At 33.8% G+C, this 15754-nt stretch carries 12 protein-coding genes and 1 pseudogene; 8 read left to right on the top strand and 5 right to left on the bottom strand.

Annotated features, from left to right (window positions below):
- The first annotated feature begins 61 nt into the window (after window positions 1-61).
- From E2R68_RS05640 to E2R68_RS05620, 5 genes are read left to right on the top strand one after another with little or no spacing between them, the layout of a single operon-like run.
- The gene (locus E2R68_RS05640; protein WP_166738811.1) at window positions 62-1039 is read left to right on the top strand and encodes an ABC transporter substrate-binding protein; all 978 of its coding nucleotides are present in this window, start codon (window positions 62-64) and stop codon (window positions 1037-1039) included.
- A complete protein-coding gene (locus E2R68_RS05635; protein ID WP_134276526.1) occupies window positions 1032-3530 on the top strand; it encodes a putative bifunctional diguanylate cyclase/phosphodiesterase in 2499 nt (832 codons plus the stop codon). Before E2R68_RS05640 ends, E2R68_RS05635 begins: the two co-directional genes overlap by 8 nt.
- Window positions 3530-5254 (top strand): autotransporter assembly complex protein TamA, encoded by a 1725-nt coding sequence (locus tag E2R68_RS05630; protein WP_134276525.1) that lies wholly within the window; start codon window positions 3530-3532, stop codon window positions 5252-5254. The genes E2R68_RS05635 and E2R68_RS05630 overlap by 1 nt, the downstream gene beginning before the upstream one ends.
- Window positions 5251-9207, top strand: a complete 3957-nt coding sequence (locus E2R68_RS05625; RefSeq protein ID WP_134276524.1) for a translocation/assembly module TamB domain-containing protein — start codon at window positions 5251-5253, stop codon at window positions 9205-9207. The genes E2R68_RS05630 and E2R68_RS05625 overlap by 4 nt, the downstream gene beginning before the upstream one ends.
- 50 nt (window positions 9208-9257) lie before the next feature.
- The gene (locus E2R68_RS05620) at window positions 9258-9512 is read left to right on the top strand and encodes a MetJ regulator of methionine regulon (RefSeq protein ID WP_134276523.1); all 255 of its coding nucleotides are present in this window, start codon (window positions 9258-9260) and stop codon (window positions 9510-9512) included.
- A gap of 775 nt (window positions 9513-10287) precedes the next feature.
- Here E2R68_RS05620 and E2R68_RS13880 read toward each other — a convergent pair.
- From E2R68_RS13880 to E2R68_RS05605, 3 genes and pseudogenes are all read right to left on the bottom strand, one after another.
- Window positions 10288-10407: pseudogene (locus E2R68_RS13880) on the bottom strand (type I restriction enzyme endonuclease domain-containing protein); the annotation flags it as partial.
- Window positions 10408-10610: 203 nt separating this feature from the next.
- Window positions 10611-11138 (bottom strand): pilus assembly FimT family protein, encoded by a 528-nt coding sequence (locus E2R68_RS14190; protein WP_134276521.1) that lies wholly within the window; start codon window positions 11136-11138, stop codon window positions 10611-10613.
- A 244-nt stretch (window positions 11139-11382) separates the two neighbouring features.
- Entirely contained in the window at window positions 11383-11643 is a 261-nt protein-coding gene (locus E2R68_RS05605) for a DUF3297 family protein (protein ID WP_134276520.1), read from the bottom strand.
- 255 nt (window positions 11644-11898) lie between these two features.
- Here E2R68_RS05605 and E2R68_RS05600 point away from each other — a divergent pair, with 255 nt between their 5' ends.
- The 3 genes from E2R68_RS05600 to E2R68_RS05590 all read left to right on the top strand — a co-directional run bounded on the left by E2R68_RS05600 (window position 11899) and on the right by E2R68_RS05590 (window position 13931).
- A complete protein-coding gene (locus E2R68_RS05600) occupies window positions 11899-12273 on the top strand; it encodes a hypothetical protein (RefSeq protein WP_134276519.1) in 375 nt (124 codons plus the stop codon).
- A 350-nt stretch (window positions 12274-12623) separates the two neighbouring features.
- Window positions 12624-13214 carry a TetR/AcrR family transcriptional regulator gene (locus E2R68_RS05595; protein ID WP_134276518.1) on the top strand — a complete coding sequence of 197 codons (591 nt, stop codon included), beginning with the start codon at window positions 12624-12626 and terminating at the stop codon, window positions 13212-13214.
- A gap of 168 nt (window positions 13215-13382) precedes the next feature.
- Entirely contained in the window at window positions 13383-13931 is a 549-nt protein-coding gene (locus tag E2R68_RS05590; RefSeq protein WP_134276517.1) for a carboxymuconolactone decarboxylase family protein, read from the top strand.
- Window positions 13932-14043: 112 nt separating this feature from the next.
- On the opposite strand, the gene yghU is transcribed toward E2R68_RS05590, so the two are convergent.
- Both yghU and E2R68_RS05580 read right to left on the bottom strand, forming a co-directional pair.
- Window positions 14044-14904 (bottom strand): glutathione-dependent disulfide-bond oxidoreductase, encoded by an 861-nt coding sequence (gene yghU / locus E2R68_RS05585; RefSeq protein ID WP_134276516.1) that lies wholly within the window; start codon window positions 14902-14904, stop codon window positions 14044-14046.
- Between the two features lie 22 nt (window positions 14905-14926).
- Window positions 14927-15604, bottom strand: a complete 678-nt coding sequence (locus E2R68_RS05580) for a glutathione S-transferase family protein (protein ID WP_134276515.1) — start codon at window positions 15602-15604, stop codon at window positions 14927-14929.
- Between the last annotated feature and the right edge of the window lie 150 nt (window positions 15605-15754).

The following is a 15754-nucleotide window of genomic DNA, read 5'->3' as shown; positions in this document are numbered from 1 at the left end:
TTATCTATTTTACCCTGTAAAATCAAACACCTCCTTCCAACTGCTACCTGTAATGCTTGTTATGAATTTATTTGTCAATAAAGTGTATCGATTAATTCTTTTAGTCTGTTTATTTGTTTCTTTATTATCTTGTACTCCATATCAGAAACCTCTCACCATTGGCGCAGCTCCTTGGCCTAATTTCGAGTTTGCATTTTTAGCTAATGAATTAGGTTATTTAAATAAAAATCAGTATTCATTATTAGAATTAACTTCTTCAACCAGTGTTATTCAGGCATTTCAAACAGGTAAGTTAGACGTTGCTTTTCTTTCTTTAGATCAAGTATTAACGTTAGTCGCTTTAGGCCTTGATCTAAAAATAATTTCAGTGGTTGATAACTCTTATGGTGGTGATGCGTTAATGGCTAAACCAGAAATAAAATCACTGCAAGATTTAAAATGGAGTGCCATTGGTTATGAAAATAAAGCAGCAGGTGCATTATTATTGGATGAAGTATTTAACTTAACGGGATTAAACAACCAAACCGTACAACTTCATGAAGTAAAACAAAATGAAATTAAAGGAGCTTATCTACAAAATAATATAGATGCATTGATTGTAAGAGAGCCTGTGAAACAGCAATTATTAGCCTTAGGTGCTAGAGAATTAATCAACTCAAAATCATTAAGTTTACCGATCACCAATGTCATGGTTGCTCGCGGTGATATTTACCAAGAAAAAGAAGGGCAGATTGCTAATTTTGTAAGGCAATTCTACCGAGCACATATGTTTTATAAAAAGAATACGGAAGATGCGTTAACCGCAATGTCAGTTCGCTTACAACTTTACCCATATTTTCTTAAACAAGCTTTTTTAAACACTCGTTTTATCGATTCAAAACAATCCTTAATGCGCTTATCTGGCTCACCTTCTAATATCCAACTACAAGCGGAGAGATTAAGTAAATTAATGAGTGAAAAGCATATGCTTGGACAAATTCACACAGACTTATCTTCACTTATTACTACCCGTATTCTAGAGCGTGCTATTTATGAATAAGTTCAGACAATTATCTTTACGTATCATCTTACCAGCCATACTGCTTGTGGTTTTTGTTATATTACAAGGCACTATCTTTTTCTTTGAATATCGTCATGACCAACACAAGCTATACGTTAAAGCTGAACAAGATATCAAAGGCATTGCAGGGCACCTACAAACAGGTTTATCTAATTCATTAATGCGTTTAGAAAAAGCACAAGCACAGGATTTAGTTTCCAATGCTGCATTAAATGAAAATGTACAAACGATTGCGGTAGTTGACCGTAACCAGCAGATTGTTTTAAGTAATCAATTCCGTGAAAAATATATGTTTGCAAAAATACAGTTGCAACAATATGACGGCGCATTATTAGAAAGGGTGATCAATGACAATGAGCTCATTGTTAAATACCTTAAACACAGTCAAGAGCTTGTTGTTTACGCACCATTACAAATGATTTCCAAAGGTAATAGTCTTAACCGTAAATTTAACGGTGTTATATTCATTCGTTATTCATTAAATAGCGCTTATAGTGAGCTAGCTTACGATGCTGCCATTGCCTTAATTAAAATATTTTTAATTCTCATTTTCACTTTATTACTACTGATTTATTTTATTAACCGCTTAATCACATCACCGCTTAAACGTTTAGCACAAACAACCGCTTTATCTGATATGACAAACCATATGAACCTAGAACAATCAGGATTAGGTGAAATCGGTTTATTACAACGCTCTTTTGCTAGGCTAAGCTCTGAAGTCACGGACAACATAAATAAGTTATCAGCCACAGAACAACGGTGGTTATATGCTTTAAGTGGTGCAAGAGATGGTGTTTGGGATTGGGATATGGAGAAGGATCAGGTCTATTACTCTTTACGTTGGAAAGAGATGTTAGGCTACCATAAAGATGATATTAAAAATGATATTGCTGAATGGGAAGACCGTATTCATCCAGATGATTTATTTAATACATTTAAAGACTTACGTGCACATTTTATTGGCCGTAACTCCTTTTTTGAGAATACACATCGATTACGTTGTCATAATAATGATTACCGTTGGATATTAAGTCGAGGGCAAATTGTTTCTTGGGATATAAATGGCAACCCTTTGCGTATTATTGGTACTCATACGGATGTAACACCCTATAAAGAGATGCACGAGAAAATTATATTACAAAGTCAGTTTGACGAGGTAACTGCATTACCTAATCGTACACAATTAATGTCACATATCAGCCTAGAAAATAAAAGAGCACAAAAAAGTGGTATGGCAGGAGCGGTTATCTTGATTGATTGTAAACAATATCAAACCATTAATGATTTACAAGGCTTGTATAAAGGTGATGAGTTATTGTATTTAATTGCTCGTCGATTAGAAGAAAACAAATCTGAAGCTGACTTTGTCGCGCATTTACAAGGTGGCGAGTTTGTTGCCATTTTACCCGAACTTAATGCTAATCAAGAGCATGCTGCAGAATTCGCACTTAACTTCGCCACTAAGTTAGATATTGCTTTAAAGGAACCGTTTAAAATTGATGATGAACAACTCATACTGAGTTGTACTTTTGGGATCAGTTTATTTCCTTCAGAGAATAATCAAGCAAATGATCTATTACGTCAGTCAGTCATGGCAATGAAAAATGCACAAAACAGTCAATTTGCGAACATTAGTTTTTTTGCTAAAGAAATAGAAGATAAAATTCATCAGAATCATGTCTTACAAGGGCAAATTCATATTGCTTTAGAAAATGACGAATTTTCATTAAATTATCAACCTAGAGTTGATGTTAATGGCAACTTACTGGGAGCAGAAGCATTAGCACGGTGGTTTAGAGGAGAACAAGGCTGGATCAATCCAAGTGATTTTATTCCTGTGGCAGAAGATTCAGATTTAATTATTCCATTAGGTGAATGGGTAATAGAAAATGCTTTCTTACAGCTGAAAAATTGGATGATTCAAGGTTTACCTAAACATTTTGAAACCTTATCAATTAACATCAGTGCGAAGCAATTATTACAGCCTGATTTTTTTGAAGTTATCGAAAAACTCGTATTAAAAACAAGGGTTGATGCAAAATTAATCGAATTTGAAATTACTGAATCAGTATTTTCCTCTCACATGGAATTAATAGTTAAGAAATTAAATAAATTGCGTAAACTAGGCTTTAGATTTGCAATTGATGATTTTGGTACAGGCTACTCTTCTTTTTCTTATTTAAGCCAATTACCTGTATCAACATTAAAAATTGATCAGATGTTTATTCGCCACCTTTTAGAGCAAGAAAATAACCAAGTGATTGTGACTGCGATTATTAATATGGGGAAATCTTTGAATTTAGAAGTGGTTGCAGAAGGCATAGAAAATAAACAACAATTGGACTTTTTGATCGAAAAGGGCTGTCATCAATTTCAAGGGTATTTTGTTGGCACGCCATTAGCCAATAGAAGCTTTCAAACCGTATTAGCCAATGAAAAGCTTAAACTTAACAAGTTAGAGAGTTAATGAATAAACGTTACAAATTTTGTATCTTTTGCTTACTGATAACCTGCTTATCTTTTAAAGTGATGGCAAGTGTAAGTTTTGATATTGAAGGTGTAGAAGAAGACGATCAAGCGAAAGAAAATATTAGCGTTTTCTTGAAAGGTTTAACTGTGCCTGAAGATGCTGATAATGAAAGTTATTTAATAGAAGTTGAATCGTCCACTAAAGAAAGCTTAATCGCTTTAGGTTATTACCAAACTGAAGTGATATCATCCGTTACTAGTGATGAAAAAGATCAAGTGGTTACCGTTACTGTCAATTTAGGTCCTAGAACCGTTATTACACAAGTTGATTTAAGAATCACAGGGGAAGCAGTTAATAACCGTCATTTCCAAAAATTCATGGTTAATTTGCCAATAAAAGAAGGTCAATTTTTAGACCATGGTAAATACGCCGAGACAAAAAGCGCATTCAAAAGTCTTGCACAACGTTATGGTTATTTTGATGCTAAATACACAAAATCAGCCGTAGAAGTGACTCAAAAAAACAATACTGCCGTTGTTATTTTATGGTTTGATAGTGGGGTTCGTTATGAGTTTGGCGAACTTATCTTCGACAACCAAATACCTTCTGAAAAATTCGTTCGTGCATTAGCTAATTTCCAACCGGGTGACCCTTATGACTCGACCACTTTAAATCAATTTAATGAAGACTTAAATGAAACGGGTTATTTTAAAAGTATCACTATATTACCTGCAATAGAAAATAAACAAGATCGAAAAATCCCTTTACACGTAATAGCATCAAAAAGTCCCGAAGATTCATTTAATGCAGGTTTTGGCTATGGAACGGATAACGGGTTACGCGGTAAATTTAGCTGGAATAGACCCTGGATCAATAAATATGGACATTCTATAGGAGGTAGCCTGATTGCTTCAGCTCCTATGCAAGAAGCGACTTTAACTTATAAAATGCCAATTGATGAACCGCTTTATCATTACGATTCGATTCAAAGTGGTTATAAAATGCTGGATCAAAATGATACCGATACGACACAATATGTAGTGGGTTATTACCGTCATTGGAAGTTAGATAATACTTGGTTACGAACTGTTTATTTACGTTATGACAATGAGTCAGGGCGACAAGGTCAGCAGGATTTTGCCACCGAATTAATCTTACCCGGGATCAGTTTTAGTCGCACAAGAAGTCGTGGTGATATTAATATCGATTGGGGCGATAAATTATTAACCTATTTTGAATTTGCGAATAAAAACCTTTTTTCATCAAGCACCGTTGTAAAACTTTATGCACAAAGTAAAATAATTCGTACCTATCAAGGGCATCAATTTGTTGCCTCTGCACAAGCAGGTGGGATCCTTGCAAACTCAATTTACAACGTACCTTCATCAATGCGTTTCTTTACCGGTGGTGACCAAAGCATAAGAGGTTATGGTTATAATGAAATTGCACCGAGAGATACTCAAGATTACTTAGTTGGGGGATATTATTTGGCAACAACCAGTCTTGAATATCGTTACCCTATTGCAGAAAATTGGAAAATAGCTGTATTCACCGATGCAGGTACTGCAACAGATGATTTTGCAGAGCCTTTATCTATCAGTACTGGTACGGGTCTTGTTTGGGCATCACCTGTTGGCCCGGTACGATTATATTTTGCTGTCCCACTGACCGATACCTCTGATAATTTTAGAGTGCATTTTATGATTGGTCCTGAATTATGATCTTTGTTTCTTTTATTGCTAAGTGCACAAAACACTTACTTTGTATTGTGCTAACTTTTATTGCGCTTGTTTTGCTTATTGTCTCCTTAGGTTTATTTACTCATGCGGGTAATCTATTAGTTTTTAAATCATTACATGAATTTGAGCCTCGTTTAACCATTGATTTAACAAGTGGTAGTATTCTTAATTCCCCCGAATATGAAGAGATAAGTTGGCGAGATGGCGATAATTTATATGAATTTAAGCAATTAAGTTATGACTTTGATTGGACTTGTTTGATAGATGAAGTTTGTCTAGATTCTCTTGAATTACAAAGTGCTAATATCAATATCGCTCCTAGTGAAACAAGCACACCAGAAAGTGAAGAAACGAGCGAGCCCTTTGTTTTAAATTTCCCCATTGCTGTCGATATTAAGCATCTTGACGTCAATAATATTACTATCAAAGTCGCTGGCGTTGAAGTCGATGTAAAAAAAGTACTATTAGTTGCTAACGGTAATGATAGTGACGTTAACTTAAACTCAACAATATCAGGCTTAACAGTTATTTTACCTGATAGTAAAGCTGAACCTGTTAATACTCAGAACAATCAGTCGGCAGCTTTAGAAAAGCACAAGCCGGTTACTAATTTCCCGCCTATTTTAACCGACAAAAGCTTACCTGAAGTTGTTTTACCATTTAATTTAACCACTGAAAAGTTAGAGATTGTTAGCTTTAAGCTAGTTCAAGACAAAAAAGACATATTCGTTGTTAACCAAGCAAATAGTAAATTTACCTATATGGGGTCACATCTTGCTATTGATAAGTTGTATTTTGATATCCCAGAAGGGGATTTAGACTTAAAAGGAGCGATAGATTTAAGCAAACGATACCCAATGGATATCAATGCAACAGTGAATATTAATAAAATAAAACAGTTACAACCTGTGGATTTATTAAAAGGTCAACGCATAAAACTACATACGAAAGGGAATTTAGGTGGATTAAATTCAACAATTTTATTAACTAATTTAATCAACGCATCCATTGAAAATAAAATTGATTTATATAGTGAAAATTTACCGCATCAATTATCCATTGAATGGAAAAAGTTAAACTGGCCTTTAAAAGGAAAAACCCAAGTAGAAACAAGCGAAGGAAAAATTTCCAGCAAAGGTAAACTAAATGATTACCTACTCAATGTTGTAACTCATTATACGCTGCTTGACTTGCCGGCAGGTACAGTCAATCTTCACGGTAGAGGAAATTTACAATCGCTTACTTTATCAGAGTTATTAATTAACACATTACAAGGCGAATTATTATTAACAGGTAAATTAGATTGGGTTGAACAGCTTACTTGGTTGGGTAACTTAAATATTAAACACATCAACACAAGTGAATTAAATAAAACTTATCCGGCTGTACTTAATGGTGATATCAAACAATCAGTTACAGTACAGTTAAATGAATCGAAAAAACCTACCTGGGCATTTGACTTTCCACTGATAAAATTAAACGGAACATTTTTAAAACGAGCTTTAAGTGTTGATGGTACCGTCACTGGTGATGCTAATAAAGGGATTAAAATTTCTGCGTTAAACATTATTAATGCAAATAATAAAATAGTGGTTAATGGTAAAGTTGCTGACAAAAATGATTTAATTGCCACTATAGATATTAAAGATTTAAGTAAAGTTGTTGTAGGTAGTGCAGGTAAGGTCAAAGGCTCAATTAGCTTAACCGGCAGTATTGATAAAACAGAAGTTAATACAAAATTAACCGCTACTAATCTCGCTTATTTAGAAAATACAATTGAGCAAGTAACCATACAAGGTAAAACACTTCTTGCTCAACTTCCCATTGCCAATGTAAAACTGAATGCTAAAAACATAATTAGTCATAGACAAAAAATCGATAGTGTTAGCGTTAACATTGCACCTGATAGCCATAGCAACAATGAAGTAAAACATATCATCAATTTTGATGTGAAAAGTAAACCCGTTACAACTGATTTAGCTATCTTCTTTACGCAACAGCCAGATAATTGGGAAGCGGGGCTAAATACAGGATTAATCAAGAGCGCACAAGGAAGCTGGACATTAGAAAAACCGTTCACCGTGACTGTCAAAAAAGATACCGTCAACCTAACTCCGCACTGTTGGCATGCAAGCAATCAAAATAGCGATAAAAATGGTAAAGCCTGCATTGATAAATTTGTAGCAGGTAAAGATGGTGATATTAAAATTCATATAGAAGATTTTTTAATTGCCACATTAGCCCCATTTGTTCCTGAAGCATTAAAATTAGAAGGGGCATTAGATGCTGATGTAAGTTTACTATGGAAAAATAATCAGAAACCTAAAGTTGACCTCAATATTGATGGCAAAGAGATTGCTTTAAACATCGAAGAAAATAGTGACAAAAATAAATGGGTACGCTACCCAGTAGATCAATTACATTTTGAAATTAATAGCGATCAGCAAAAAGCGAATTTTTATTTTATGGCGGTTTCAGAAGGTTTAATTGATGCAAACTTTAAAGGTAATGTTACTCCGTACCAAAGAAAACCTGGCATCGATGCCAAATTTAATTTATTACTGCCTAACTTTGATGCTTTTTCTGTATTAATTCCACATGTAGATGCATTAACAGGGCAGTTAAAAGCAGACATCGATATTCATGGAAAGGTTGCTAAGCCGAAAGTAGAAGGGCAAGTTTTAATTGCTGATACCAGTATGAAAGCACCGCTTTCACCTATTCAAGTTGATGATTTAAACGCAACCATTGATATCCATGAAAACAATGCAAAAATTGATGGGTATTTTTTCACTAATAATAAAAAAGCCAGTGAGAAAAAACACCGAAAAATTGTCAATGAGTTAGTTTCTCTTAAAGAGTCAGCTATTAATACCATTAATATTCCACAGAGAATTGCGCATGTTCGTAACGAACAAGTGATTAAAAAAGATGGTAATGGACGGGCAGATATCAAAGGTTCACTAGATTGGACAAATAAGTTTAAAGGTAATGTGAATTTTAAAGCCGATAACATGCGCATCCAGGATTATGGCAAAGTTGAACTTTATGTCAGTCCTGATATTAATATTGTTTTTGATGATAGTGTTACCGTCGAAGGTGAACTTCATGTCGACAAAGGTATGATCACCATTAAAGAATTACCTGAAGGTGCAGTACAAGTTTCTAAAGACGTTATCGTTGTTGATGCCAAAAGGACAAAAACGTCTGCTGGAATACCAATAAAAATGAATGTGAAAATTTCATTGGGTGAACGCTTACGTATTAAAGCAATCGGTCTTGATACCTATGTACATGGTAATTTGTTAGTCAGAAAAAAATTAACAAAAGATCTGACGCTTAATGGAGAATTAACTTTTTCACAAGGTAGTTATCGCGCTTTAGCCCAAGAGTTAGTGTTACAAAATAGTCGTATTATTTTCCGTGGCCCACCAGATTCTCCCTATATTAGTATCGAAGCGATCCGAGACCCGCGTAACATTGAAGATAATGTGACTGCCGGCGTACGAGTTACTGGTACACCGGATCAGCTAAAATTAACGGTATTTTCTTATCCTGCAATGTCACAGCAAAATGCTCTCTCATACATTACCCGTGGCCGATCTATTGAAAATAGCCAAGGAGAAAGTAACAGCCAAATAGCTGCATTGGTTATTGATATTGGTGCAGGAAAAACGGATGGCACAATGAATGATTTGGGTAAACAAGTTGGCATAAATGACTTGTCATTAGCAGCAAGTGGACAGGGTGATGAGCAATCAATCGGGGTAAGAGGGACAATCGCTCCAGGGGTTGAGGTCAGTTATGGTGTAGGAGTATTTGAAACATTTACAGTTTTTGCAATACGTTATGAATTGTTTAAAAAATTCTACATAGAAGCTTCTAATGGTTTGTATCAAGCAGTAGATGTTTACTATGAATGGGATTGGGATTAATTATTTAAATTTTATTAATGTAAATTCTTTGCTGGTATGGATTAAGGTAAATGCAGTTGGGTAAGCTACAGACTATTTTGTTAATCATTGCCTGTATTTTAATATTGTTTGGTTATCTGCGTTTTATCACAGATAAGAATGGTCGAATTGATTTGGACAATTATCGATTTACAGGTGGTATTGGAATTGTATTGATAGGCTTGATTGAAGGTTCTAGAGATCTATTAAGACAGCAGTTAACAAATAAAGCGTTATCAAGCTTAGTAATATATTGTGGCATTTTATTATTTTATATTAGTTTTTAATGTGAAAAGAAATCCATGGTAAATACGTTTACGTTGAGATTCTTAAAATAATAAAAATTAATAAGTTACTTGCTAAACGTGATACTTCAATAGCGTATTTTTATTTTTTACTTGCCATGATGACTTAGGGAATTAAATTTAAAGTAGATGATGTAAATACATTGCTCATCAGAGATATAGAAAAATAAATTTAAGTTTCTGCTGTAAGCCCAGAAAACTAAAAAGACTAAGTATAAAAACACGCTTCTTCCTTGATTAATACATAACTTCGCATAATGTATATTATGTTAAATAGCCTATATAAATTTATATCGATACATATTCTTATATAGCCTACTTAGCTGTTATTGAACATAATTGTATTTAACATAAAATGTATAACATACTGTTACTATTTATGCGCGCGCGGTTTTTGTTAAATAGCAATCAACTGACTAATTAACTTAGTTGAATAAACAAAGCTAAACAAATGCGTGTACAAGTATCTATCAATTTGTACAAACAGTTCCATCTTCACTTATATGACTAATGAAATCTTAAATTTAATTCATGCTAAGGTTTCAGCTAATCATTCGCTATGCACGAAAATGTTCTGAAAGCATTGTTATTGCTAGCTTTATCAAGGTTAAAGTCTGAAATTAGGCGCTCTGTGTTAAAATCTGACACTTTATTCGCTCCATACTCTTATTAAAGAAACCTAAAATGCCATTATGAACTAGCCCTTTCTATAAAGTGCTAGTTGTTTTTCAACTTTTCTGTTCTTTTCTGCATTCCATTAAGCATCAATACTATTAGCCTTAACGGCTTCAGCCTGCTCAAAAATTTCTTTATACACTTCATCACGGCTTACTGGCGGATAACCAAACTTGGCAAGCACTAATATCAACTCTACTCGATTGTAAATACTGATAAGTAGCTGAATCTGGTCGCTTATTTTTAGCTAATACAAGCTGGATTATTTCACAATAATTATCTTCTTGTGTTAGTCGATCATGCAGATCATACAACTGAAAAACGGTACGGTTGTATATTGAGGGGGAGTTACATTAGTGTGTTTTAAAAAGATTAAGATGAGTTGGATTTCTAGTTAATAAACCATTACCCCCCACAACCTGAAGTTTCAGCTGTCACGGTTGCTGATTCGGTATCTATCCAAGCGCCATTGATACGTTCGGATGCGGTTGTATAAGTGACATAACAATTTTGTATAATGCTCGTATAATTTGCGGGCATGAAATGAAAAGCATTTGCTTTTACCGTGCCGTACCAATCTGTATTATTTCCAGATGAACAAATTGAGTTATCAATATCCATTGAAATCCAATACTGTAACTGGTCTGTAAAATTTAAACAGTTACCCGCCACTCGAGGGTAACCAGCACGAATGGAGATCTCTCCACCATTGATTAAGATATTTTCATTACCATCGTCTAAATGTTCAATGGCGGCCTTTGCATGAACTAATCGACTACCATCTTGTAATGCGCCTTTTAAACTTTGCACAATCGCTACTTCACTATCTTTACGCAAGTTCATAAAATAAGGCATCGCTAGCGCAGCTAAAATTCCAAGAAGAACAATGACAATGACCAACTCTATCAGTGTGAATCCTTTGTTATTGAACATGATAAATTTTCCCTAACGATAATAAGATTTGAGTACAGTCATGCAGGCTGATTTTTTCAGTATAAACTATTGATTTAATTTATATGTGAATAATGTTTTATTCTCTCGAAGATTTTAAAAATATATGCGTACAGTCAGGTTTTGGAGGGCTTAATAGGAGATAAAAACACAAAAACTTTTTATGCTGTTACTTATTAACACACATAAAAAGTTCTTTTAATCACTTATTGAAAACGGTTAACGGTTAAGCTTCACTATAGAAAGCTTCAACTGTACCTTTTACTGTTGTCATTAAAGGTTGTCCTCTACGATCAAGTGCTTTATGTGAAGGCACTTTTACCCAACCTTCGCTGATACAGTATTCTTCAACGTCAAAACGTTGTTTGCCGTTAATTTTAATACCGATTTCATTTTCTCCATCAAATATTTCAGCAATATAAAATGGACTGCGAGGATTAACAGAAAGACGATCTGGTAGAGTTGGTAATGATGTAGTATCGTTCATTATTTTTAGCCTATGTAATAAAAATTCAAAAGTACGCTATTGTAGGCAATATAAAGATAACGCTCAATAATTATCATTAAAAATCTTCTAAGTCCTTTATTTTTAAAATGAATAAACAAATGATTTAAACATAAAGACATTTGCATTGTTTATAATATAATCGCTAGTTCCTCTATTCCTTTAATACATGGCCAATAGTTTGGATATTTTATCCCTAGTTGTTTTTAATTTTCATACAGAAGTAATTAAATATTAATGAAAACCTTACGTTACATCCATAAAGCTCCAATTCGTGTTATTCGTTTAAAGAAGCTCGCTTATAGATTAAAAATAAAAAGAAGTATGATCCAACTTAAACTCGCTTTAGCGCAAGAAAAACAAGAAACTAAAGCGATGTTGATGACTTATCAAAAGTACACGCATGGTGATGTTTCTAAAAAAGAGATGCAGGCTGCAAATGAGCAGTTTATTGAATTATTAAAAGGATTAGGACTAGGTGTGTTCGCTATATTACCCTTTGCACCAATTACTATTCCTGTGATCATTAAATTAGGACATTTGGTTGGTGTTGAAGTGATGCCCGTTGCTTTTATTAAAAAGAAAAAACCTAATATTAAGCAGATTAAATAGTTGCTCTATTTTACTGGTTATTGAATTTTTTCTGCCTAAGCATTAGAAGATATACTTAACGTATTGATATGAAGTCAAATAAAATCTGTTAATAATCAAAGTGCTATTTTAATTTTCAAGTCATACTTTTAAAAACTTTATGAATAAATTTTATTAAAGTGATGAGCAAATAGTTTGCTCCATATAGCCGATATCTATTCTTTCTGTATAATACCAATCACACTAAATAGCTTACCTATTGCCATTTACGCTTTGCATTTAACTGATTTTTCAGCGTGAAATTTAGGTAACATATTTAATGTAATCGATAGAATTCATGAGTATTACAATTTTATAGTAGAAGATAAATTATGAGTAAAAATGCTAAATTTGACCGTACAGAAGTTGTTGGTAAAGCAACTAATTTGTATTGGGAAAAAGGTTATCATGGAACTTCAATGCGTAACTTACAAACCGCTATCGATCTTCGCCCTGGTAGTATTTATGCCACTTTTGGTAGTAAAGATAATTTATTTAAAGAAGCTCTTAATCATTATGCTGAAAATACCGCTAATTTATTAACATCTTGTATAAGTGAAGCCGAGACTCCCCTATCTGGTTTAAAGTTATTTATAAAAAAAATTATTGTTGATAACCGAGATACTGCACCAAGTAACATGTGTATGATTGTTAAATCCATTTCTGAATTAACTGAAAGTGATAATAAAGAGCTGTTAGCTGAAGCCACTTCATTACTTAATAACGTTGAAATAAAATTTGCCGATATCATTAATGAGGCAATCAAATTAAATGAAATTGCTGACGATAAAGACCCTCTCGAATTAGCTCGTTATGTACAAGTGCAAATTATTGGTTTACGTACTTATTCTCGTGTAGTCAAAGATAAACAAGCGATTGAAAAATTTATTGAGCAAATCTTTTTAGGCTCCCCTTTCCATTAAAACTACATCCTTATTTGTTGTTGCAAACTTATCATTTCTATTAAGCTCAGTTCATTTGAATTGAGCTTTTTTATTATGCTTTTATTTTACAAATTTATATTGAACAGTCGTTCAAAATTATCTATAGTTAACTTGAAATTAATACTAATCAGATAAGGGAGTTAACTAATGAAAAAATTTAAAATACACACAGTTGAAACAGCGCCAGAACAAAGTAAAGCCATTCTTGAAGGTGCAGTAAAACAGATGGGTGTTGTTCCAAATTTATTTGCGACAATGGCTGAATCTCCAAGTACTTTAAAAGCTTATACTCAATTACATGAAGCTTTTACAAATACATCTTTTGATGCAGAAGAACTGACTGTTGTATGGCAAACAATTAATGTTGAACATGAATGTCATTATTGTGTCCCTGCTCATACTGCTATTGCATATTCAATGAAAGTTGATCCAGCAATAACGGAAGCATTACGTAATGGTGAAAAAATGCCAACGGAAAAACTGCAAGCATTACACGATTTTACTTTAACCATGGTACGTGACCGAGGTAATGTTTCTGAAGCTGATATGAATAACTTTTTTGCTGCAGGCTATGGACAACAACAAGTATTAGAAGTGATTTTAGGATTATCTCAAAAAGTGATCAGCAATTACGTGAACCATGTGGCTCATACACCTGTTGACCCAATGTTTGAAACCTTTGCTTGGAAAAAATAATTTATAAAAAACTCTGGTTTACATAACTTAGGTTCTGCATAACTTAGATTTAAATAATAACAAACCAAGTAAATGCTACTTGGTTTTTTTGTGGTTCATTATATTGTACTGATTATTTTGGTTTCTTTGCTAAGGCTTTATCAATATCTTCAGCGCTATGTCGTTCGCTAACTTGTTCCCACTCTTCACCAAAAGCTCTGTTAATAATACGTCCACGTTGCACTCCTGGTCTTTTTTCCAGCATGTTAGCCCAACGCATAATATGCGTATAATTTTCAACTTGTAAAAATTCAGCAGCGTCGTATAAATTACCTAACACTAAATTGCCATACCAAGGAAATATCGCCATATCAGCAATGGTTATTTGATCACCTGCAACATAAGTATTTTTTGCCAATTGTTTATCTAATACATCTAATTGGCGTTTTGCTTCCATTGCAAAGCGATTAATTGGATATTCCAATTTTTCATCTGCATAGGCATAAAAGTGACCAAAACCACCACCTAAAAATGGGGCTGAGCCTTGAGCCCAAAATAACCAATTAAACGTAGTAGTACGGGCATTGCCTGAAGTGGGCAAAAAATGCCCAAATTTTTCTGCAAGATGTACCAGTATTGAAGCAGATTCAAAAACATTAACTGCTTCACCAGTCGTTTTATCAACGAGTGCAGGTATTTTAGAATTAGGATTAACAGCAACAAAACCAGAAGAAAATTGATCGCCTTCACCAATATTAATTAAATAAGCATCATATTCAGCTTCTTTAATGCCTAAAGCTAATAACTCTTCTAATAAAATTGTCACTTTTTGTCCATTAGGTGTGCCTAATGAATAAAGTTGTATTGCATGTTCGCCTACTGGTAATTCTTTTTCGTGGGTAGCGCCTGATACTGGACGATTAATGTTTGCCCATTTATTGCCGCCATCATTATTATGAATCCAAATTTTAGGGGGGACGTATTGATTACTCATTTCAATTCCTATGATCAAAAAATTAAAGTTTTGGATAGTTAGATGGAAAAAATGCTCGACGAGCTTCTTCATCAAACTCTTTTTTAAATGCTATGCCATTAGCGACATTACGTGCTCGTTCTACTGCAGGACGACTATCGATACTATCAAACCAGCGTTTAATATTGGCATAAGGGCTTAATCCTTCTTCACCTAATACAACACATGCTTTATCTATCCATCCCCAAGCCGCTATATCCGCAATACTATATTCATCACCAACAATGAATTTTCGATTAGCCAAATGTGTATCTAATACTTCGTAATGGCGTTGTGCTTCTCGTAAATAACGATTAATTGCGTAATCTATTTGCTCTGGAGCTGAATGTCTAAAATGTACAGATTGACCAGAAAATGGTCCTAAACCTGATGCGATGAACATTAACCAAGATAACATTTCCCCACGATCTTCGGTTTTACCTGCAAGTTGTCCTGTTTTCTCTGATAAATAAAGCAAAATTGCATTTGAATCAAATACACGCGTTCCATCATCTTCAATGGCAGGAGTTTTACCATTAGGGTTTATTGCGCGATAGCTTTCCGTATGTTGCTCCCCTTTTAATGAATCAATTGGCATTAATTCAAATGGAATACCTGTTTCTTCTAGGTAAAGTGCAACTTTCATTGGATTCGGTGCTGGGTGAAAATAAAATTTGATCATAAGATATCCTCAATAAGTGAATATTCATTCAAACATTAAAATAACGATCGTTCAAGTTCATTTTTCAAGTAGTTATAATGAAAGTGAATAAACGATTGTCTTTATTTAGTGGTGTGTCAATTTGTTGTTGGTTTGTGAAGTATCTATATG

The organism is Psychromonas algarum, from assembly GCF_004376845.1.
GTDB lineage: Bacteria > Pseudomonadota > Gammaproteobacteria > Enterobacterales > Psychromonadaceae > Psychromonas.
Note: the sequence above shows the minus strand (reverse complement) of the source record. Positions and strands in the feature narration are given on the sequence as shown.

Bases quoted from the DNA above. Each gene is read 5' to 3' on its own strand.
- E2R68_RS05640 (WP_166738811.1), top strand. From the start codon at position 62: ATGAATTTATTTGTCAATAAAGTGTATCGATTAATTCTTTTAGTCTGT.
- E2R68_RS05635 (WP_134276526.1), top strand. From the start codon at position 1,032: ATGAATAAGTTCAGACAATTATCTTTACGTATCATCTTACCAGCCATA.
- E2R68_RS05630 (WP_134276525.1), top strand. From the start codon at position 3,530: ATGAATAAACGTTACAAATTTTGTATCTTTTGCTTACTGATAACCTGC.
- E2R68_RS05625 (WP_134276524.1), top strand. From the start codon at position 5,251: ATGATCTTTGTTTCTTTTATTGCTAAGTGCACAAAACACTTACTTTGT.
- E2R68_RS05620 (WP_134276523.1), top strand. From the start codon at position 9,258: ATGCAGTTGGGTAAGCTACAGACTATTTTGTTAATCATTGCCTGTATT.
- E2R68_RS14190 (WP_134276521.1), bottom strand. From the start codon at position 11,138: ATGTTCAATAACAAAGGATTCACACTGATAGAGTTGGTCATTGTCATT.
- E2R68_RS05605 (WP_134276520.1), bottom strand. From the start codon at position 11,643: ATGAACGATACTACATCATTACCAACTCTACCAGATCGTCTTTCTGTT.
- E2R68_RS05600 (WP_134276519.1), top strand. From the start codon at position 11,899: ATGAAAACCTTACGTTACATCCATAAAGCTCCAATTCGTGTTATTCGT.
- E2R68_RS05595 (WP_134276518.1), top strand. From the start codon at position 12,624: ATGAGTAAAAATGCTAAATTTGACCGTACAGAAGTTGTTGGTAAAGCA.
- E2R68_RS05590 (WP_134276517.1), top strand. From the start codon at position 13,383: ATGAAAAAATTTAAAATACACACAGTTGAAACAGCGCCAGAACAAAGT.
- yghU (WP_134276516.1), bottom strand. From the start codon at position 14,904: ATGAGTAATCAATACGTCCCCCCTAAAATTTGGATTCATAATAATGAT.
- E2R68_RS05580 (WP_134276515.1), bottom strand. From the start codon at position 15,604: ATGATCAAATTTTATTTTCACCCAGCACCGAATCCAATGAAAGTTGCA.